The organism is Rathayibacter caricis DSM 15933 (genome assembly GCF_003044275.1).
Taxonomy (GTDB): domain Bacteria; phylum Actinomycetota; class Actinomycetes; order Actinomycetales; family Microbacteriaceae; genus Rathayibacter; species Rathayibacter caricis.
Genome location: NZ_PZPL01000001.1, coordinates 3103237 through 3123114, shown reverse-complemented (window position 1 = coordinate 3123114; position 19878 = coordinate 3103237). Strand labels below are relative to the sequence as shown.

Here is a 19878-nt window from a genome sequence, read left to right as displayed (position 1 = left end):
TTCGGCTCAGGAGGCTGCGAGCGACTCCTTGGCGGCGGCGAGTGCCGCCTCCGTGGTGATCCCGAACTCGCGGAACAGGGTCTTGTAGTCGGCCGACGCGCCGAAGTGCTCGATCGAGACCGAGCGGCCGGCGTCGCCGACGTACTTCTGCCAGCCGAGGCTCAGTCCGGCCTCGATGGAGACGCGGGCCTTCACAGCGGAGGGCAGGACCTTCTCGCGGTAGGCCGCGTCCTGCTCCTCGAACCACTCGAGCGACGGAGCCGAGACGACGCGGGCGTTCACGCCCTCGGCCTTCAGCTTCTCGCGCGTCTCGACGGCGATCTGGAGCTCGGACCCGGTCGCGATGAGGATGACGTCCGGCGTGCCGCCGGGCGCCTCGGCGAGCACGTACGCGCCCTTGGCGACGTTCGAGGCGTGAGCGAAGGTCTCGCCCTCGGCCTCGCCCTCGCCGCGCTCGAACACCGGGATGTTCTGACGGGTCAGCGCGAGGCCCGCGGGGCCCTCGCGGCGCGCGAGGATCGTCTTCCAGGCGTAGGCGACCTCGTTCGCGTCGCCGGGGCGGACGATGTCCAGTCCCGGGATCGCGCGGAGGGACGCGAGCTGCTCGACCGGCTGGTGCGTCGGGCCGTCCTCGCCGAGCGCCACGGAGTCGTGGGTCCAGACGTAGATGGCCGGCGCCTTCATGAGCGCGGCGAGACGGACCGCCGGGCGCATGTAGTCGGAGAAGATCAGGAAGGTACCGCCGAAGGGGCGGGTGTTCCCGTGCAGGACGATGCCGTTGAGGATCGAGCCCATGGCGTGCTCGCGGATGCCGAAGTGCAGCACGCGGCCGCCCTTCTTCCCCGTCCACTCGTGGGTCGAGAACTCGGACGGCACGAACGAGCCGGCGCCCTCGATGGTGGTGTTGTTCGACTCGGCGAGGTCGGCCGAGCCGCCCCACAGCTCCGGGATCACTCCGGCGAGGGCGTTGATGACCTTGCCGGACGCGGCGCGGGTCGACACCTCCTTGCCGGGCTCGAACACGGGGAGCACGTCCTCGACGCCCTCGGGGAGGTCGCCGCTCAGGACGCGGTCCAGCAGGACCTTCTTCTCGGGGTTGGCCGCGGCCCACGCGTCGAACTGCTCGGTCCACTCGGCGTGCTGCGCCTGGCCGCGCTCGACGGCCTTGCGAGTGTGCTCGATGACCTCGTCGGCGACGTCGAAGGTCTTCTCGGGGTCGAAGCCGAGCACCTCCTTGAGGCCGCGGAGCTCATCGGCGCCGAGGGCGGAGCCGTGGATCTTGCCGGTGTTCTGCTTCTTCGGCGAGGGCCAGCCGATGATGGTGCGCAGGATGATGAGCGACGGCTTGCCGGTCTCGCCCTTGGCTGCCTCGATCGCGGCGTGGAGTTCGGCGACGTCCTCGTGGTACTCGCCGGTCTTCTTCCAGTCGACGATCTGGACCTGCCAGTCGTACGCCTCGTAGCGGTCCTTGACGTCCTCGGTGAAGGCGATGTTGGTGTCGTCCTCGATCGAGATCTGGTTGGAGTCGTAGATGACGACCAGGTTGCCGAGCTGCTGGTGGCCGGCGAGCGAGGAGGCCTCGCTGGTGACGCCCTCCTGCAGGTCGCCGTCGCCGGCGATCACGTAGACGAAGTGGTCGAACGGCGAGGTGCCCGCGGCGGCCTCGGGGTCGAACAGGTCGCGCTCGAAGCGCGAGGCGTAGGCGAAGCCGACGGCAGAGGCGAGGCCCTGGCCGAGCGGGCCGGTCGTGATCTCGACGCCGTCCGTGTGGCCGTACTCGGGGTGCCCGGGGGTCTTGGAGCCCCAGGTGCGCAGCGCCTTCAGGTCGTCGAGCTCGAGGCCGTAGCCGCCCAGGTAGAACTGGACGTACTGGGTCAGCGAGGAGTGGCCGACCGACAGGATGAAGCGGTCGCGGCCGATCCAGGTGCTGTCGGAGGGGTCGCGGCGCATGACCTTCTGGAAGAGGAGGTACGCGGCCGGAGCGAGGCTCATGGCGGTCCCGGGATGACCGTTGCCGACCTTCTCCACGGCATCCGCGGCGAGGACCCTCGCCGTGTCGACTGCCTTCTCGTCAATGGATTCCCATTGCAGTTCTGACACTTGGTACTGACCCTTCTCGAGACGTGGGGCAGACGCAGACCGTCGGCCCTCTCGCATGGTGGAGCACGCCGCGCGACGACTTCGGCACGATGCTCCGGCGGCGACCCTCTGGGCCTCGCGGCGACCGATCGGTCGGGGCGGGCTCGGGTGCGTGCCGGGCGCTCTGGCGAGCAGTCCCGAGTATACGGAGGGGGGTGCGCTCGCCGACGGGGGTTGCGGGATGCATATGTCGGGAGTCGTTTGGGCAAGCGTGCACGCGGCGGGAGCGGTGTGACGGAACCGATGGACCGGGCCCGGGTCCAGCCTGCGCGCATTACACTCGTTCGGGATTGTCGAACGTTAGAGGAGCAATGGACGTAGCCGTAGAGACCACCGCGATCGAACGGGGCGGATCGCCCGGGGCGACCCTGTCTCGCAAGGTGAAGGCCTTCGTCTCGCTGACGAAGCCCCGCGTGATCGAGCTCCTCCTCGTGGTGACGGCCCCGACGATGATCCTCGCCCAGGGCGGCATCCCGAACCTCTGGCTCGTGCTCAACGTCCTCATCGGCGGAGCGCTGAGCGCAGGGTCGGCCGGCGCCTTCAACTGCTACTTCGACCGCGACATCGACCGCATCATGAACCGGACGAAGAACCGCCCGCTCGTGACGGGCGAGATCTCGGACCGGGCCGCGCTGGTGTTCGCCACCGCGATCGGAGTGCTGTCGATCGTCTGGCTCGGCCTGACGGCGAACTGGCTGGCTGCCGGCCTCTCGCTCGCGGCGATCCTCATCTACGTCGTCTTCTACACGCTCTTCCTCAAGCGCCGCACTCCGCAGAACATCGTCTGGGGCGGCATCGCCGGCTGCATGCCCGTGCTCATCGGCTGGGCCGCCGTCACGAACTCGCTCGACTGGGCGCCCGTGATCCTCTTCTCGGTCATCTTCCTGTGGACCCCGCCGCACTACTGGCCCCTGTCGATGAAGTACCGCGACGACTACCAGGCGGCCGGAGTGCCGATGCTCGCCGTGGTCCGCGGCCGCACGGTCGTCGGGCTGCAGGTCATCCTGTACGCCTGGGCGACGGTGGCCTGCTCGCTCCTGCTGATCCCCGTGGCCGGGATGGGCGTGGTGTACACCGTCGTCGCGCTCGCGAGCGGTGTCTGGTTCATCGCCGAGACGCACCGCCTCTACAACCTCGCGATCCGTCACGAGCACGTCTCGCCGATGCGCGTGTTCCACGGCTCGATCGGGTACCTCACCCTGCTGTTCCTCGCCGTCGGCATCGACCCCCTGCTGCCGTTCTGATGGTGACCCCCTTCTCGTTCCTCGCCGAGCGGGTCACGCTCTCGCCGCGGGCCCTGCGCTGGGGCACGACCGCGGCACTCGTCGCGAGCATCCTGATCATCTTCTTCGGGGGAGTGGTGCGACTGACCGGATCGGGCCTCGGCTGCCCGACCTGGCCGGCCTGCGACGCGGGATCCCTCACATCGACCCCGGAGCTCGGGATCCACGGTTTCATCGAGTTCACCAACAGAGCCTTCACCGGCGTGCTGATCATCGCCGTCGGCTGGGCGATCACTGCGGCGCGACTCCAGAAGCCGCGCGACCGGACGATGACGCGACTGGCCTGGTCGCAGTTCTGGCTGGTCGTCGCGAACGCCCTCGCGGGCGGAGCGACCGTGCACTCGGGTCTGAACCCCTACATCGTCGCGGGGCACTTCGTCCTGGCCATCGCCCTGCTCACCACGACGTCGCTGACGTGGCACCGCGCCCACCGGTCGCAGTCCACGGACTTCGAGCCGGACGCGCTCACCCGCGCCGTCAGCATCGCCCTCGTCGTGGTCACCCTGCTGGTGATCCTCGTCGGCACGCTCGTGACCGGCACCGGTCCTCATGCAGGCGACTCCGCGGAGGTGCCCCGGATGCGCTTCCACTGGGAGAGCGTCACCGTGGTGCACGGCGTGCTCGGCACGGCGTCGCTCGTGCTCGGCATCGTCCTGTTCGCGCTCCTGCGCCGGGTCGCCGGTGCGGAGCTCGCGCGCCGACGGGCGGCGACCTACATCGCCGTGGTCGTGCTGCAGGCGCTCGTCGGGGTCGCGCAGTCCCTCCTCGCCCTCCCGGAGGCCCTGGTCGCCGTGCACCTGCTGGGTTCGGCGCTCGTCTGGGTGGGCACCGTGCGCGTGCTCCTCGACGTGAACCCCCGCCTGTTCACCGTCCGTGCTCAGCGCCGCCGGGCGGCGGAGGAGCTCGAACCCGTCCACTGACACCGCCGGCCGAGCTCCCGACGGGTCCCCGCGGCTCATCGACCGGCGCCTCCTCGCGACGGCCGCCGCAGGTGCCCACGGAGTCGCAGCAGGGCGAGCGGCAGCGCCCGGACGGGCAGGTCTCGCGCGAGCGCGGTGCCCAGGCGGCGGTGGAGCGCGGCCTCCGCGGGCGGGAGACCGAGGCCTGCGGAGGCGAGCAGGAGGCGGGGGAGCAGTGGGATCGAGTCGTCGTTCGGCATGCCCGAAGATCATCACGGACCACCGACACCGGTATGGCCACCATCGTCTGGTGGCGCGGGACGTCGCACCCGGCCGACACCCAGGTGAGCGGGTTCCCATCCGGGCGCGCCTCTGTAGAATGAATAGTTGGTTCAGGTACGACGTGAGACCCCGGCATCCGCGCGGACACGGCGTCGACAGGGACCACCGGCCCGATGACGCGCCGCAGCACTTCTCTTAGGACATCTCAGGCACGCACATCAACCGCCCCCGCGCATCGTCCACGATCGCGACCAGCCGGAATGTGCTCCGGGTCGCCCCACGGGGAATGACTCCGGAACCCGACCGGTTAGCAGTGGGTAGGAAACGAGGTACACATGTCAGACATCCTGATCGACCGCCCCGAGCTCGAGAGCCTCGGCGTCTACGAGTTCGGCTGGGCCGACTCCGACTCCGCGGGGGCGTCCGCGCGCCGCGGGATCTCGCCCGAGGTCGTCTCCGACATCTCCGCGCTCAAGAACGAGCCGGCCTGGATGCGCGACCGCCGCATGAAGGCGCTGAAGCTGTTCGAGCGCAAGCCCATGCCGACGTGGGGCGCCGACCTGTCGGCGATCGACTTCGACAACATCAAGTACTTCGTCCGCTCGACCGAGAAGCAGGCGCAGACCTGGGACGACCTCCCCGACGACATCAAGAACACGTACGAGAAGCTCGGGATCCCGGAGGCGGAGCGCCAGCGCCTCGTCGGCGGCGTCGCGGCGCAGTACGAGTCCGAGGTCGTCTACCACCAGATCCGCGAGGATCTGGAGGAGCAGGGTGTCATCTTCATGGACACCGACACCGCGCTGCGCGAGCACCCCGAGATCTTCGAGGAGTACTTCGGCACCGTCATCCCCGCGGGCGACAACAAGTTCGCGGCCCTGAACACCGCCGTGTGGTCGGGCGGTTCGTTCGTGTACGTCCCCAAGGGCGTGCACGTCGACATCCCGCTCCAGGCGTACTTCCGCATCAACACCGAGAACATGGGCCAGTTCGAGCGGACGCTGATCATCGCCGACGAGGACAGCTACGTGCACTACATCGAGGGCTGCACCGCGCCGATCTACAAGTCGGACTCGCTGCACTCGGCCGTGGTCGAGATCATCGTCAAGAAGAACGCCCGCGTGCGCTACACGACGATCCAGAACTGGTCGAACAACGTCTACAACCTCGTCACCAAGCGCGCGATCGCGCACGAGGGCGCGACGATGGAGTGGATCGACGGCAACATCGGATCCAAGGTCACGATGAAGTACCCGTCGATCTTCCTGGTCGGCGAGCACGCCAAGGGCGAGACCCTCTCGGTCGCGTTCGCGGGCCCCGGGCAGCACCAGGACGCCGGCGCGAAGATGGTCCACATGGCGCCGTACACGCAGTCGTCGATCGTCTCGAAGTCGATCGCCCGCGGTGGCGGTCGAGCGGGGTACCGCGGAGAGGTCCGGGTCGACGCCAACGCGCACCACTCGGCCAACACGGTGCGCTGCGACGCGCTGCTCGTCGACACCATCTCGCGCTCCGACACCTACCCGGCGATCGACATCCGCGTCGACGACGTGCAGCTCGGCCACGAGGCGACCGTGTCGAAGGTCAGCGAGGAGCAGCTCTTCTACCTGATGTCGCGCGGCATGCCGGAGGACGAGGCCATGGCCATGATCGTCCGCGGCTTCATCGAGCCGATCGCCCGCGAGCTGCCCATGGAGTACGCCCTCGAGCTGAACAAGCTCATCGAGATGGGGATGGAGGGCAGCGTCGGTTGACGCCCGCCTCCCCCCTCGAAGGGGCGCCCGGACGGGGCGCCCCGCACCCATCGAAAGGAACCATCGTCTGATGACGGTCCCCACGAGCGCCGCGACCCCCGAGATCGACGGCGCTGCCGCTGCCGAGCGCCTGGGCATCAGCGCCCACTCCGACGGGGCCTTCACGCCCGTGCAGACGCGCTCGGAGCGCTTCGCGTCGGTCGACGTCGACGCCTTCGAGGCCGTCACCGGACGCGAGATCGCCTGGAAGCTGACCCCCGTCGCCCGCCTCGCCGATCTCATCGACGGACCGCTCGACGGCTCGCCGACCGCGTTCGAGCACGCCGCGGTCGACGGCGTCGACGTCTCGTGGGTCGGCCGCGACGACCAGCGGATCGGCACCGCCGGACTGCCCGAGGACCGCGCGGCCGCCAACGCCTGGTCGAGCTTCGAGCAGGCTCTCGTCGTGCGCATCGCGGGCGAGGACGAGAAGGTGGCGACCCTGGTCCGCTCGGATCTCGGGTCCGCTCCTCGCGCCGCTCACACGATCATCGAGGCGGCGCCGTACGCGCGCGGCGTCGTCGTCCTCCAGAACGACGGCCCGGCGACGCTCGCCGAGAACGTCGAGATCCTGGTCGGCGAGGGAGCCCAGCTCACCGTCGTGTCCGTGCAGGAGTGGGACGACGAGGCGCGCCATCTGGCGAACCACTTCATCCGCGTCGGCCGCGACGCGAAGGTCAAGCACATCGTCGTCACCCTCGGCGGCTCGATCGTCCGGGTCAACCCCTCCGCGCACCTCGTCGAGCGCGGTGCCGACGGCGAGCTCTTCGGGCTCTACTTCGCCGACGGCGGCCAGCACCTCGAGCAGCAGGTGTACGTCGACCACGATGCCCCCGACACCCGCAGCCGCGTGACCTACAAGGGCGCGCTGCAGGGTCAGGGCGCCCGCACGGTCTGGATCGGCGACGTCCTGATCCGCAACAGCGCGACCGGCACCGACAGCTACGAGCAGAACCGCAACCTGGTCCTCTCGGACGGCACCCGTGCCGACTCCATCCCGAACCTCGAGATCGAGACCGGCGACATCGCCGGAGCGGGCCACGCCTCGGCGACCGGCCGGTTCGACGACGAGCAGCTCTTCTACCTGCAGTCGCGCGGCATCCGAGAGGACGAGGCGCGCCGCCTGGTCGTCCGCGGCTTCCTCAGCGAGATCGTGCAGCAGATCAAGGTCGCCGAGCTGGAGGACCGTCTGCAGCTCGCGATCGAGGCCGAGCTGGCGGGCAGTGCGGGCCAGACCGGCTCCGGTAACTCGGCGGTGACCGCATGAGCAACGCCGCGATGATCTGCTCGGTCTCCGAGCTCGTCCCCAACCAGGCCATGCGCGTCGAGGTCGACGGAGTCGCGATCGCCGTCGTCCAGGACTCGGCCGGTGAGATCCACGCCATCGGCGACACCTGCACGCACGGCGAGATCTCCCTCTCGGAGGGCTTCGTCGAGGGCGACAGCCTCGAGTGCTGGGCCCACGGCTCGCAGTTCTCCCTCCGCACCGGGACGCCCCTCAACCTGCCGGCCTACGAGCCGGTCCCCGTCTTCGTCGTCGAGATCATCGACGGCGACGTCTACATCGACCCGACCGTCACGAAGGAAGTCTGAATGTCCGTTCTCCAGATCAGCGATCTCCACGTCAGTGTCGAGACCGAGCAGGGGACCAAGCAGATCCTCCGCGGTGTCGATCTCACCATCAACCAGGGTGAGATCCACGCGATCATGGGCCCGAACGGGTCCGGCAAGTCGACCCTCGCCTACACGATCGCGGGCCACCCCAAGTACCACGTCGACGGCGGCTCGATCACCCTCGACGGCGTCGAGGTCCTCGACATGTCCGTCGACGAGCGCGCCCGCGCCGGCCTCTTTCTCGCCATGCAGTACCCGGTCGAGATCCCCGGAGTGACGAACACGAACTTCCTTCGCACCGCCAAGACCGCGATCGCGGGAGAGGCGCCGGCGATCCGCACCTGGACCAAGGACGTCAAGGCGGCCATGGGCAACCTGCGGATGGACCCCTCCTTCGCGGCGCGCAACGTCAACGAGGGCTTCTCGGGCGGCGAGAAGAAGCGCAACGAGATCCTCCAGCTCGAGCTGCTCGCCCCGCAGTTCGCCGTGCTCGACGAGACCGACTCCGGCCTCGACGTCGACGCGCTCAAGATCGTCTCGGAGGGCGTGAACCGCGCCCACGCCAACACGGGACTGGGCGTGCTGCTGATCACGCACTACACGCGCATCCTGCGCTACATCGAGCCCGACTTCGTGCACGTCTTCGTCGCCGGCCGCGTCGCCGAGCAGGGCGGCAAGGAGCTCGCCACCCGGCTCGAGGACGAGGGCTACGACCGCTTCCTCACGACGGCGACGGCCTGATCATGGCCGTCACGACGCTCGAGCCGAAGCTCTTCGACCAGGTCGAGGAGGCGCTCAAGGACGTCATGGATCCCGAGCTCGGGATCAACGTCGTTGATCTGGGCCTCATCTACGACCTCGGGTGGGACGACGAGAACGACGCTCTCGTCATCCACATGACGCTCACCTCGGCGGGCTGTCCGCTGACCGACGTGCTCGAGGAGCAGACCGCCGAGTCGCTCGACGGCATCGTCGAGGCGTTCCGGATCAACTGGGTCTGGATGCCGCCGTGGGGTCCCGAGCGGATCACCGACGACGGCCGCGACATGATGCGCGCTCTCGGCTTCTCGATCTGAGACCGGTACGGCGAAGGGCCGGGAGGATCATCCTCCCGGCCCTTCGCCTTACCGTCGTGCGGGCTCAGTTCGAGCGGTGGCGGAGCAGAGCCCAGGTCGTGGGGACCAGTGCGGCGGCGAGCACGATCTTGAGGGCGTCGCCGATCAGGAACGGGACGAGACCGGCGGTGAGGACGGAGCCGAGATCGGCGGGGTAGCCGAGCGAGCCGAGCGCGATCGCGAGCCAGGGGAGTCCGACCAGGTAGATGGTCGCGGTGCCCGCGAGGAAGGTGACCAGGGTGCCGACGACGCGGCGGTCCCACTGGCGCTGCGCCAGCCATCCGGTGACGATCGAAGCGAGGACGAAACCGACGATGTAGCCACCGGTCGGGCCGGCGAGGACGGCCCAGCCGCTCGAGCCCTCGGTGAAGACCGGGGCGCCGAGCACGCCGACCAGTGCGTAGACGCCCATCGCGAGCGCTCCGCGGAGCGCGCCCAGCGTGGTTCCCGCGAGGAGCACGGCGAAGGTCTGGCCGGTGATCGGCACGGGCCACATCGGGATGTAGAGCTGGGCCATCCCGGCGGTGAAGGCCGCGGCGGCGACCACCAGGACGAGATCGGTGACGATCGAGCGCGCGAACAGTCGGTCCGCGAGGACCGGCCGCGACGGGGCGAGCGAGTAGCTGGACATGAGTGTCTCCAAAGACCGTGGCGCCCGGTGGCGACGAAGGACGAGCTCGACGGGGTCGAGCCTGCAGGTGGCCGAGCGCAGGGGGTCCGGACGCGTCCGCGGACAGCGGACGTGAACCGGCCCCGCGGCTCAGGAAATATACTAGAGGGCTGCCGCATCGCGGCCCCTTGCCCCACACCTCCCGAAGCGACCGCCATTTCTTGGCGAGAACGGACAGCACTGTGCTGAGCGTCCACGATCTCGAACTCCGAGTCGGCGCCCGACTCCTGATGGAGAACGTCTCCTTCCGGGTGGGCGACGGCGACAAGGTGGGCCTCGTCGGCCGCAACGGGGCGGGGAAGACGACGCTGACCAAGGTGCTGGCCGGCGACCTCATCGCCGCCAAGGGCACGGTCGATCGCGGCGGTGAGATCGGCTACCTCCCGCAGGACCCGCGCTCGGGCGACCCGGAGGAGCTGGCGCGCACGCGCATCCTCGACGCCCGCGGTCTGGGCTCCCTCGTGGTGGGCATGTCGGAGGCGACCGAGGCGATGTCGAGCAGCGACCCGGCGATCAGTGCGGCGGGGATGAAGAAGTACGGCAACCTGACCGACCGCTTCCTCGCGCTCGGCGGTTACGCCGCGGAGGCCGAGGCGGCCTCGATCGCGAGCAACCTGAACCTGCCGGACCGGATCCTCGATCAGCCGCTGAAGACGCTCTCGGGCGGTCAGCGTCGGCGCATCGAGCTCGCGCGCATCCTGTTCTCGGATGCCAGCACGCTGATCCTGGACGAGCCGACCAACCACCTCGACGCGGACTCGGTGGTGTGGCTCCGCGAGTTCCTGAAGAACTACCGCGGCGGATTCATCGTCATCAGTCACGACATCGAGCTGGTCGGCGAGACGGTCAACCGCGTCTTCTACCTGGATGCGAACCGCCAGGTCATCGACGTCTACAACATGAACTGGAAGAACTACCAGCGCCAGCGCGCCGCCGACGAGGAGCGCCGCAAGAAGGAGCGCGCGAACGTCGAGAAGAAGGCTGGCGCCCTGCAGCTGCAGGCGGCGCGCTTCGGCGCGAAGGCCTCCAAGGCGGCGGCGGCGCACCAGATGGTGGCGCGCGCCGAGAAGATGATGAGCGGCCTCGAGGAGGTGCGCGCCGTCGACCGCGTCGCCAAGCTGCGCTTCCCGACGCCGATGCCCTGCGGCCGCACCCCGCTGCAGGCCGAGAACCTGTCGAAGAGCTACGGCTCGCTCGAGATCTTCACCGCCGTCGACCTGGCGATCGACCGCGGGTCCAAGGTGGTCATCCTGGGTCTGAACGGCGCGGGCAAGACGACCCTGCTGCGGATCCTCGGCGGGGTGGACGCGCCGGACACCGGGTCGATCGAGCCCGGCCACGGTCTGCGGATCGGCTACTACGCCCAGGAGCACGAGACGATCGACGTCAAGCGCTCGGTGCTCGAGAACATGGTGTCGAGCAGCCCGAACCTCACCGAGACCGAGGCGCGCCGCGTCCTGGGCTCGTTCCTGTTCACCGGCGACGACTCGCACAAGCCGGCCGGAGTGCTCTCGGGTGGCGAGAAGACCCGTCTGGCCCTCGCGATGATCGTCGTCTCCGGGGCGAACGTCCTGCTGCTGGACGAGCCGACCAACAACCTCGACCCGGCGAGCCGCGACGAGATCCTCGACGCGCTCGCGCACTACGAGGGCGCGGTGGTCCTGGTCAGCCACGACGAGGGTGCCGTCGAGGCGCTGAACCCCGAGCGGGTGCTCATCATGCCCGAGGGCACCGAGGACCACTGGACCGCGGACTACCTCGACCTGATCACCCTGGCCTGATCGCGGTCCATCCCCGTCGAGCGCGGCGGCTCAGTGGTGGGCGTCGAGGAGCTCGTCCTCGATCTCGGAGTCGCTGCGACCGCGCTTCAGGCGGCGCTGCTCCCGCCGCTCCTCCGCCGCGATGACCTCGGGATCGTCGGCGTTGAGCAGCCGGAACTCGTGCCGCACGGCCCAGCCCAGTCCTCCGAAGCCCATCAGCGCGAACAGCACCCACTGGATCGCGTAGCTGATGTGCAGGCCCTCGTCGGCCACCGGCTTCAGCGCCGCGAGAGGAGGAGCGTCGACAGGTGCGGGGGATTCCGAGACCAGCAGGCCGTAGGCGCTCGTGCGCACCGGCTCTCCCAGCTGCGCACGCAGGTCGTCGAGCTGGATGGTCGCGATCTGACCGGCGGGAGCGGAGCGCCCCTCGATGCGGCCCTCGCTCGGCTTGATCCTGGCCGTCACCGTGACCTCTCCCTCCGGAGGGGCGGGCACGGCATCGGGGGAGTCCTGCTCGGATCCGACCGGGACCCAACCGCGGTCCACGATGAACAGGCTGCCGTCCGCGAGTCGGAGCGGTGTGAGCACCTCGAATCCGGGATTGCCGTTGTAGGGCCGGTTGCGGACGAGCGTCTCGTCCTGCGTCTCGTAGACGCCCGTGACCTCGACCGGCCGGAACTCGAGCGCGTCGTCCCACGCGCCGTCCTCGCCGATCAGGTCGTCGAGAGTGACGGGGTCGGCCGTCCAGTTGGCCGTGACGAGCCGGTTCGTCGAGGCGGCCTCGTCCAGGCGCGCCACCTGCCAGCGCGACAACAGCACGCAGGCGACGGCGAAGACCACCGCGAGGGCGAGGTAGCCGAACCAGCGGCGCGAGAGCACGAAGCGCCAGGAGGGACGCGGCGTGGAGTCGGTCAACGCGAGGTCCCCCGGTCGATGGTCTGAAGCGGTCTCACCTCGAGCGGGAACTCCCGTGCGGCGAGGAACTCGCGGAGGAACTCGAGGTGCTCACCGCAGGCGAGCCAGGTCTTGCGCCGGTCCTCCGCGTGGATCCGCGGATTCCGCCACTCTACGGCCCAGGTCGCGATACTCGTGCAGCCCGCTCTCGAGCAGGTGTGCTTCTCGGGCGCGGTGCCGAGCGGGATCACGGTCGATCCGTCGTCGCTCCGCCGCCCTCGGCCCGGTCGTCGGTCGAGGAGCCGGACTCGGGGGCAGGTGCGGGCGGCGGCACGGGGCGGGACAGGACGATCGCACCGGGGCGCTGCACGTTCCCGCTCTCGCCGACTCCGCCGACGTTCGCGAGCACCACGGCGAAGTACGGGAGGACGATGGCGCCGATGGCGAAGAACGCGAGCCACCACCCCTGCGCGAAGATCAGGCAGATCACGCAGATCATGCGGATGCCCATCGCGATGGAGTACTTGATCGCGCGGGAGCGACGCTCCGCGGTCGGCGACGGCGGGAGGGAGGTGAGCGATTCGCGGGGTTTCACAGCTGTACAAGCCTACGTCGCGGGGGAGTCGCGGAGGCTGGGCGGACGGGATCTCCCGATGTGTTGCGCCGCGCGCCCGTAGGATGTACGGGTCGTCCGGCGCCGTCCGCGCGTCGGCAGGAGGGACACCATGACCACGCCCCGCACCGTCCTCGTCACCGGAGGCAACCGAGGCATCGGCTTCGCCATCGCCGAGGAGTTCGTGGCCGCGGGGCACCGGGTCGCGGTCACGGCTCGGTCCGGATCGGGTCCGGCCGGATCGCTCACCGTCGTGGCCGACGTCACCGACTCCGAGTCGATCGATGCCGCCTTCACCCAGGTGGAGGCCGAGCTCGGTCCCGTCGAGGTCGTCGTGGCGAACGCGGGGATCACCCGCGACACCCTCCTCCTGCGCATGACCGAGGACGACTTCACGTCGGTCATCGACACCAACCTGACCGGGGCGTTCCGTGTGGTGAAGCGCGCCTCGAAAGGCATGCTCAAGCAGAAGTTCGGGCGCGTCATCCTGATCTCGAGCGTCGTGGGCCTCTACGGCGGACCGGGTCAGATCAACTACTCGTCGTCGAAGGCCGCCCTCGTCGGCTTCGCCCGCTCGCTCACCCGCGAGCTCGGGGCGCGCAACATCACCGCGAACGTCGTCGCTCCGGGCTTCATCGAGACCGACATGACGGCGGAGCTGCCGGCGGAGCAGCAGGCGGAGTACCGCAAGAGCATCCCGCTCGGCCGGTACGGGACCGCCGCCGAGGTGGCGAAGGTCACCCGCTGGCTCGCCGGCGACGAGGCCGCCTACATCTCGGGTGCGGTGGTCCCGGTCGACGGCGGCCTCGGGATGGGGCACTGATCGCTTCAGCTGTGGGCTTATATCCGCCGGATATCAGCTGTAAGCTTATCGGATGAGGGAAGCGCCGGTCGTCGCCGTTCTGATCGATCTGGTCGGTTCGCGCAGACTCGAGCGCCGCGATGTGGCGCAGCACGAGATCGAGACCGGCTTCGCCTCCGTCGACGGAGTGGCCTCTGCGATCGAGCCGCTGCACCCGACGGTGGGCGACGAGTTCCAGGGCGTCTACCCGTCGCTCCCCGCCGCCCTCACGGCCACCCTGCACGCGCGCCTGTCCCTGCCCGCCGGGGTCGACTGCCGAGTCGGTCTCGGCCGGGGGGAGATCAGGGTGATCGGTTCGGGAGTCGCGGGCGGCCTGCAGGACGGATCGGCGTGGTGGCGCGCCCGCACCGCGATCGACCGCGCCCACGAGCTCGAGGACGGCGCCGTCCCGAGTGCGCGGGCCTGGTTCGTGGGCTCCGACGAGCCGGGGGCCGAGGAGGCCGCGGTGAACGCCTACCTCCTCGCCCGGGACGCGCTGATCGGCCCCTTGAGCGCGCGGGACCGCCGACTCGTGCTCGGGGCGGCGCGGGGAACGGCGCAGAAGACGCTGGCGGAGCAGGAGTCGATCTCGCAGTCCGCGGTGTCGCAGGCGCTGCGTCGCGCGAGCGCGGGCGCGCTCCTCACCGGCGCGAGGCTCTTCGAGGACGCGTGCTGACCGCACTGCTGCTCGGCCTCGTCGGCGCCGCCGACGTGCTGCGCACCCACCTGGGCCTCCGGTCGGCGGCGATCGCGATCCTCGTCCTCGACGTCGTCGTCGCAGTCGCCACCGCCGTGGGGCTCGGCGCACCGGTCATCGGAGTCGTCGTCGTCGTGATCCTCTCGGCACTCTGGCTCCCGGTCACGACGACGGAAGCGGGACGCCGACCGCCGGGAGGACTGCGCGCCGTCGTCGGTCTGGCGGCCGCGGTCCTCGTGCTCACCCTGGTCGACCGGGCGGGCGCCGCATCCGAGGGACCCCTGGTGGACGGGTGGTCGCGACTCGACGGCACCGCCTCGGGCTGGCCGCTGGAGCAGATGCTCCTCGCCGTCGGAGCAGGACTGCTCCTGCTGGAGACCGGCAACGTGATCGTCCGCGCGGCCCTGCACCGGGAGCTCGCGCCGCATCCGGAGCCCCGCCGTTCCCCGTCGCTGCGCGCTCGATTCCTCCGCCCGCCCGCGGAGACCGCGCCGCTGCCGGACCTGCGCGGCGGACGCGCGATCGGCCCGCTGGAGCGCGTGCTGGTCGCGGGGCTCACCCTGACCGGCGCGGTCGGCCTCGCGGGAGCGGTGTTCGCGGCGAAGGGGATCGTGCGCTTCCCCGAGATCTCGCGCGACGGCGACAGCGGGACGAAGGCCGAGTACTTCCTCGTCGGCTCCCTCGTCAGCTGGACGCTCGCCCTCGCCTGCGCAGGGTTGGTCGCGCTCTCGGGGGACTGACCGGGGTCAGCCGCGCAGACCGAGCACCGGGAGGAGCTGGCTGAGATCGATGCCGTCGACGACGAGATCGGCGCGCTCCCGCACGAGGGGCTTCGCGTTGAAGGCGACCGCCAGTGCGGCGACCGCCATCATCTCGAGGTCGTTCGCTCCGTCTCCGATCGCGATCGTGCGCTGCGCGGGGACACCGGCGTCGGCGGCCCACTCGAGGAGCGCCGCGGCCTTCGCGTGCGCGTCGATGACCGGGCCGCTGACCGCGCCGGTCAGCACACCGGAGTGCGAGGCCAGGCGGTTCGCCCGCGCGTAGTCGAGACCCAGCTCGCGCGCGACGGGATCGAGCACTTCGTGGAATCCGCCGGACACCACTCCGATGCGTCCGCCCGCGGCATGCACGCCCGCGATGAGCTCCTGCACGCCGGGAGTGACGCGCAGCCCTGCCCGGACGCTCTCGCAGACGGAGTCGGGGACGCCCGCGAGGGTCGCCACCCGCTCCCGCAGGCTCTCGCCGAAGTCGATCTCGCCGCGCATCGCGCGCTCGGTCACCGCGGCGACGAGGTCCTCGGAGCCCGCGTGGGCCGCGAGGAGCTCGATCACCTCGTCCTGGAGAAGGGTCGAATCGGCGTCCAGGACGACGAGGAAGCGGGCAGGCGTCGCAGGACGCTCACTCATGACGGTCCGATCGGTCGGGCCGCACGCCGGTGACGCCGGACGCGCGGAAGCGCAGTGCTCTCGGCCCGTTGGGGTGCTACGGGCGGACGACGACGCCCTTGCCGACCACGGTGATCCCCGAGTCGGTGACGGTGAACCCGCGCTCGCGGTCGTGATCGTGATCCACGCCGACCCGCGCGCCGGGCTCGACGACGACGTCCTTGTCGAGGATAGCGCGGACGACCAGCGCGTCCGGGCCGATGCGGACCTTGTCGAAGACCACCGAGTCGGTCACGGTCGCGTTCGACTCGATGACGGTCCACGGTCCCACGACGCTGCGCTCGATGTGCGCGCCCGAGATGACGGTGCCGAGCGAGACGACCGAGTCGACGGTCGAGCCCATGTTGCCCTTGCCGTCCCGCACGATCTTCGCGGGGGGCGAGTTGAGCTGCGACGAGAAGATCGGCCACTGCTGGTTGTAGAGGTTGAAGACGGGCAGCGCCGAGATGAGGTCCTGGTGCGCCTCGAAGAAGGAGTCGATGGTGCCGACGTCGCGCCAGTAGTAGCGGTCGCGATCGGTCGATCCGGGGACCTCGTTGAGCTTGAGGTCGTACACGCCCGCCTCGCCGCGCGCGACGAAGTCGGGGATGATGTCGCCGCCCATGTCGTGGTCGGAGGTCGACAGTTCTCCGTCGCGGATGACCGCGTCGATCAGCGCGTCGGCGTCGAAGACGTAGTTGCCCATCGAGGCGAGCACCTCGTGGGGCGAGTCGGCCAGGCCGACCGCGTCCTTGGGCTTCTCGAGGAACTCGGCGATCTTGGTGGGGACGACGCCGTCGCCCGCCTCGTCGCCCGCGAGCTGGATGACTCCGAACTGGTCGGCCAGCTCGATCGGCTGGCGGATCGCCGCGACCGTGGCCTTCGCACCCGACTTGATGTGGGCGTCGATCATCTGCGAGAAGTCCATGCGGTACACGTGATCGGCGCCGACCACGACGACGATGTCGGGCTTCTCGTCGCGGATCAGGTTGAGGCTCTGCAGGATCGCGTCGGCGGAGCCGCTGAACCAGCGCTTGCCCAGACGCTGCTGCGCGGGCACGGAGGCGACGTAGGAGTTGAGCAGACCCGAGAGGCGCCAGGTCTGCGAGACGTGGCGGTCGAGCGAGTGCGACTTGTACTGCGTCAGCACGACGATCTGCGTGAGCCCCGAGTTGATCAGGTTCGACAGCGCGAAGTCGATCAGGCGGTACTGGCCGCCGAACGGGACCGCGGGCTTGGCGCGATCGGCCGTGAGGGGCATGAGCCGCTTGCCCTCGCCGCCGGCGAGGACGATGCCGAAGATCTTCTTTGACTGCATGGCTCAACAGTAGGGGGTGGGGCCCCGCCGAAGACCCCTGCTGTCGCCGGGGAATCGGCTGTACTACGGTTCGGGGTGTGCGAGTCGATCTGCTGACCAAGGAATACCCGCCCGAGGTGTACGGAGGAGCCGGCGTCCATGTCGCCGAGCTCACCAAGGCGCTGCGCCACGACATCGAGGTCGTGGTCCGCTGCTTCGGAGCTCCCCGGGACGAGCCGGGAGCGTTCGCGTACCCGGTCCCCGCCGAACTCGCCCAGGCCAATGGAGCACTCCAGACCCTCGGCGTCGACCTGCAGATCGCGCAGGACGCGGCGGGAGCCGACCTCGTGCACTCGCACACCTGGTACGCGAACGCGGCGGGCCGTCTCGCCCAGCTGCTCCACGGCGTCCCGCACGTGGTCTCGGCGCACAGCCTCGAGCCGCTGCGCCCCTGGAAGGCCGAGCAGCTCGGCGGCGGCTACCGCGTCTCGAGCTGGATCGAGCGCGAGGCGTACGAGACCGCGGACGCCGTGATCGCGGTCTCCGGCGGCATGCGCGCCGACATCCTCCGCTCCTACCCGGCGCTGGACCCGGCGAAGGTGCACGTGGTCTACAACGGCATCGATCTCGACGCGTGGCACCCCGTCGAGGACGAGGCGGTCCTCGAGAGCCTCGGCATCGACCCCTCCCGCCCGTCGGTGGTCTTCGTCGGCCGCATCACGCGGCAGAAGGGGCTCCCGTACCTCCTGCGCGCGGCGGCGACGCTCCCTCCCGAGGTGCAGCTCGTGCTGTGCGCGGGCGCTCCCGACACCCCCGAGATCATGGCGGAGGTCACCGCGCTGGTGCGCGGGCTGCAGGAGGAGCGGACCGGCGTCGTCTGGATCGACCGCCACCTCCCTCGTCACGAGCTCTCCGCGGTGCTGACCGCGGCGACGACGTTCGTCTGCCCGTCGATCTACGAGCCGCTCGGCATCGTGAACCTCGAGGCCATGGCGTGCGGGGCCGCGGTCGTCGGCACGGCCACCGGCGGCATCCCCGAGGTCGTCGTGGACGGAGTGACGGGCCGCCTGGTCCCGATCGAGCAGGTCACCGACGGCACCGGCACCCCGGTCGACCCCGACCGCTACGTCGCGGACCTCGCGGCGGCTCTCGCCGAGGTGGTCGCGGATCCCGAGGCGGCCAAGCGCATGGGAGCGGCGGGCCGCGAGCGGGCGCAGAGCGATTTCAGCTGGACGCAGATCGCGCGGGACACCCGGGCGATCTACGACTCGCTCGTCTGATCCCTCCGCCCTCGCCCTTTAGGATGGGACGCATGCCCAGCGTCGTCTCGTTCTCCGATGTCTCCTTCGTCCGGAACGGCAAGCGGATCCTCGATCACATCGAGTGGGCCGTCGCCGAGGAGGACCGCTGGGTCGTCCTCGGACCCAACGGCGCGGGCAAGACCTCGATCCTGCAGATCGCCGCGGCGCAGAACTACCCCTCGACCGGCACCGCCGGGATCCTCGACGAGACCCTCGGCCGAGTCGACGTCTTCGAGCTGCGCCCGCGCATCGGCTACGCCTCGACCGCGATGGCCCGCCGCCTGCCGGTGGACGAATCGGTCCTGGACGTCGTGATGACCGCCGCCTACTCGGTGACCGGTCGCTGGAACGAGTCGTACGACGCCGTCGACGAGCGCCGCGCCCGCCGCGTGCTCGCCGAGTGGAAGCTCGACCACCTCGCGGACCGCACGTTCGGCACGCTCTCGGACGGCGAGCAGAAGCGGGTGCAGATCGCGCGTGCGATCATGACCGACCCCGAGCTCCTCCTGCTCGACGAGCCGGCCGCGAGCCTCGACCTCGGCGCCCGCGAGGAGCTCGTCGCGCTCCTCAGCGGTTTCGCGAAGGACCCGGCGTCGCCCGCGATCGTGATGGTCACCCACCACGTCGAGGAGATCCCCGACGGCTTCACCCACGCGCTCCTGCTGCGCGACGGGAAGGCCGTCGCCGCCGGGCCGCTGGCCGAGGCCCTGACCGAGCAGACGCTCTCCGAGACGTTCGGACTCGACATCGCCCTCACCCGCGAGGACGGCCGGTACTCGGCTCGCGCCCGCCGCTGATCGACCGGGTCCGCCGCGCCGCGGATCCCCTCCTCGACGGCCGCACGATCTGCTATTCTCGGTATCTGGTTCGGGCCCGTTCGCGTTGCGCCCACCACCCTTCCACCCGTTCCCGTCGACGACAGGTGCGGTTCAGGACCACCAACGACAGGACACGCCATGAAGACCGACATCCACCCCGAGTACGCGCCGATCGTCTTCCGCGACCTCGCCTCCGGTGAGACCTTCCTCACCCGTTCGACGGCGAAGAGCAGCAAGACCATCGAGCTCGACGGCGTCACCTACCCGGTCATCGACGTCGAGATCTCGTCGGCCTCGCACCCGTTCTACACGGGCAAGCAGCGCATCATGGACTCGGCCGGCCGCGTCGAGAAGTTCAACAGCCGCTACAAGAACTTCGGCAAGTAGCCACTCCTCGAAGGGCCCTCGACCTCGCGGTCGGGGGCCCTTCGTCGTGTC

Annotated in this window: 22 protein-coding genes; 14 read left to right on the top strand and 8 right to left on the bottom strand. The window is 70.0% G+C overall.

What is annotated here, in order from left to right:
- Nucleotides 1–6: 6 nt before the first annotated feature.
- Nucleotides 7–2100: a transketolase gene (tkt, locus tag C1I63_RS14545; protein WP_107575242.1), complete on the bottom strand. Its 2094-nt coding sequence runs from the start codon at nt 2098–2100 to the stop codon at nt 7–9.
- A 350-nt stretch (nt 2101–2450) separates the two neighbouring features.
- On the opposite strand from tkt, the gene C1I63_RS14540 reads away from it, so the two are divergent.
- Entirely contained in the window at nt 2451–3383 is a 933-nt protein-coding gene (locus C1I63_RS14540; protein WP_107575241.1) for a heme o synthase, read from the top strand.
- Nucleotides 3383–4342: a COX15/CtaA family protein gene (locus tag C1I63_RS14535; protein ID WP_107575240.1), complete on the top strand. Its 960-nt coding sequence runs from the start codon at nt 3383–3385 to the stop codon at nt 4340–4342. Before C1I63_RS14540 ends, C1I63_RS14535 begins: the two co-directional genes overlap by 1 nt.
- Before the next feature lie 35 nt (nt 4343–4377).
- On the opposite strand, the gene C1I63_RS19530 is transcribed toward C1I63_RS14535, so the two are convergent.
- Complete coding sequence (locus C1I63_RS19530) at nt 4378–4581, bottom strand: hypothetical protein (RefSeq protein ID WP_055791993.1); 204 nt, start codon at nt 4579–4581, stop codon at nt 4378–4380.
- Nucleotides 4582–4938: 357 nt separating this feature from the next.
- Between C1I63_RS19530 and sufB the strand changes: the two genes are divergently transcribed.
- The 5 genes from sufB (at nt 4939) to C1I63_RS14505 (ending at nt 9086) form a co-directional block, all read left to right on the top strand.
- Entirely contained in the window at nt 4939–6357 is a 1419-nt protein-coding gene (sufB, locus tag C1I63_RS14525; protein ID WP_107575238.1) for a Fe-S cluster assembly protein SufB, read from the top strand.
- Nucleotides 6358–6427: 70 nt separating this feature from the next.
- Nucleotides 6428–7663 (top strand): Fe-S cluster assembly protein SufD, encoded by a 1236-nt coding sequence (gene sufD / locus C1I63_RS14520; protein WP_107575237.1) that lies wholly within the window; start codon nt 6428–6430, stop codon nt 7661–7663.
- Nucleotides 7660–7989 (top strand): non-heme iron oxygenase ferredoxin subunit, encoded by a 330-nt coding sequence (locus tag C1I63_RS14515; RefSeq protein WP_082481418.1) that lies wholly within the window; start codon nt 7660–7662, stop codon nt 7987–7989. Before sufD ends, C1I63_RS14515 begins: the two co-directional genes overlap by 4 nt.
- Nucleotides 7990–8751, top strand: a complete 762-nt coding sequence (sufC, locus tag C1I63_RS14510) for a Fe-S cluster assembly ATPase SufC (RefSeq protein WP_055792001.1) — start codon at nt 7990–7992, stop codon at nt 8749–8751.
- Nucleotides 8752–8753: 2 nt separating this feature from the next.
- Nucleotides 8754–9086, top strand: coding sequence for a metal-sulfur cluster assembly factor (locus C1I63_RS14505; RefSeq protein ID WP_055792004.1), 333 nt, complete (start codon nt 8754–8756; stop codon nt 9084–9086).
- A 64-nt stretch (nt 9087–9150) separates the two neighbouring features.
- Here C1I63_RS14505 and C1I63_RS14500 read toward each other — a convergent pair whose 3' ends face one another.
- Entirely contained in the window at nt 9151–9756 is a 606-nt protein-coding gene (locus C1I63_RS14500; RefSeq protein WP_107575236.1) for a biotin transporter BioY, read from the bottom strand.
- A 221-nt stretch (nt 9757–9977) separates the two neighbouring features.
- Here C1I63_RS14500 and abc-f point away from each other — a divergent pair, with 221 nt between their 5' ends.
- The gene (gene abc-f / locus C1I63_RS14495) at nt 9978–11576 is read left to right on the top strand and encodes a ribosomal protection-like ABC-F family protein (protein WP_055792009.1); all 1599 of its coding nucleotides are present in this window, start codon (nt 9978–9980) and stop codon (nt 11574–11576) included.
- Between the two features lie 30 nt (nt 11577–11606).
- Here the strand turns inward: abc-f and C1I63_RS14490 are convergent, their stop codons facing one another.
- From C1I63_RS14490 to C1I63_RS14480, 3 genes are read right to left on the bottom strand one after another with little or no spacing between them, the layout of a single operon-like run.
- Nucleotides 11607–12470, bottom strand: a complete 864-nt coding sequence (locus C1I63_RS14490; protein WP_107575235.1) for an SURF1 family cytochrome oxidase biogenesis protein — start codon at nt 12468–12470, stop codon at nt 11607–11609.
- Nucleotides 12467–12700, bottom strand: a complete 234-nt coding sequence (locus C1I63_RS14485; RefSeq protein WP_055792014.1) for a hypothetical protein — start codon at nt 12698–12700, stop codon at nt 12467–12469. Before C1I63_RS14485 ends, C1I63_RS14490 begins: the two co-directional genes overlap by 4 nt.
- Complete coding sequence (locus C1I63_RS14480; protein ID WP_107575234.1) at nt 12697–13044, bottom strand: DUF3099 domain-containing protein; 348 nt, start codon at nt 13042–13044, stop codon at nt 12697–12699. The genes C1I63_RS14485 and C1I63_RS14480 overlap by 4 nt, the downstream gene beginning before the upstream one ends.
- 130 nt (nt 13045–13174) lie before the next feature.
- On the opposite strand from C1I63_RS14480, the gene C1I63_RS14475 reads away from it, so the two are divergent.
- The 3 genes from C1I63_RS14475 to C1I63_RS14465 are packed head-to-tail and all read left to right on the top strand — an operon-like array spanning nt 13175 to nt 15340.
- Nucleotides 13175–13885 carry a beta-ketoacyl-ACP reductase gene (locus C1I63_RS14475; protein WP_107575233.1) on the top strand — a complete coding sequence of 237 codons (711 nt, stop codon included), beginning with the start codon at nt 13175–13177 and terminating at the stop codon, nt 13883–13885.
- 52 nt (nt 13886–13937) lie between these two features.
- Complete coding sequence (locus C1I63_RS14470) at nt 13938–14579, top strand: SatD family protein (RefSeq protein WP_107575232.1); 642 nt, start codon at nt 13938–13940, stop codon at nt 14577–14579.
- Entirely contained in the window at nt 14573–15340 is a 768-nt protein-coding gene (locus tag C1I63_RS14465) for a hypothetical protein (protein WP_107575231.1), read from the top strand. Before C1I63_RS14470 ends, C1I63_RS14465 begins: the two co-directional genes overlap by 7 nt.
- A 6-nt stretch (nt 15341–15346) precedes the next feature.
- Here the strand turns inward: C1I63_RS14465 and serB are convergent, their stop codons facing one another.
- Both serB and C1I63_RS14455 read right to left on the bottom strand, forming a co-directional pair.
- Complete coding sequence (serB, locus tag C1I63_RS14460; protein ID WP_107575230.1) at nt 15347–16006, bottom strand: phosphoserine phosphatase SerB; 660 nt, start codon at nt 16004–16006, stop codon at nt 15347–15349.
- Nucleotides 16007–16082: 76 nt separating this feature from the next.
- Nucleotides 16083–17342 carry a glucose-1-phosphate adenylyltransferase gene (locus C1I63_RS14455; protein WP_055792030.1) on the bottom strand — a complete coding sequence of 420 codons (1260 nt, stop codon included), beginning with the start codon at nt 17340–17342 and terminating at the stop codon, nt 16083–16085.
- 77 nt (nt 17343–17419) lie between these two features.
- On the opposite strand from C1I63_RS14455, the gene glgA reads away from it, so the two are divergent.
- The 3 genes from glgA (at nt 17420) to C1I63_RS14440 (ending at nt 19827) form a co-directional block, all read left to right on the top strand.
- Nucleotides 17420–18601 (top strand): glycogen synthase, encoded by a 1182-nt coding sequence (gene glgA / locus C1I63_RS14450; protein ID WP_055792033.1) that lies wholly within the window; start codon nt 17420–17422, stop codon nt 18599–18601.
- 32 nt (nt 18602–18633) lie between these two features.
- Nucleotides 18634–19419 carry an ABC transporter ATP-binding protein gene (locus tag C1I63_RS14445; RefSeq protein WP_055792036.1) on the top strand — a complete coding sequence of 262 codons (786 nt, stop codon included), beginning with the start codon at nt 18634–18636 and terminating at the stop codon, nt 19417–19419.
- A 159-nt stretch (nt 19420–19578) separates the two neighbouring features.
- The gene (locus C1I63_RS14440) at nt 19579–19827 is read left to right on the top strand and encodes a type B 50S ribosomal protein L31 (protein ID WP_055792039.1); all 249 of its coding nucleotides are present in this window, start codon (nt 19579–19581) and stop codon (nt 19825–19827) included.
- Nucleotides 19828–19878: the final 51 nt, after the last annotated feature.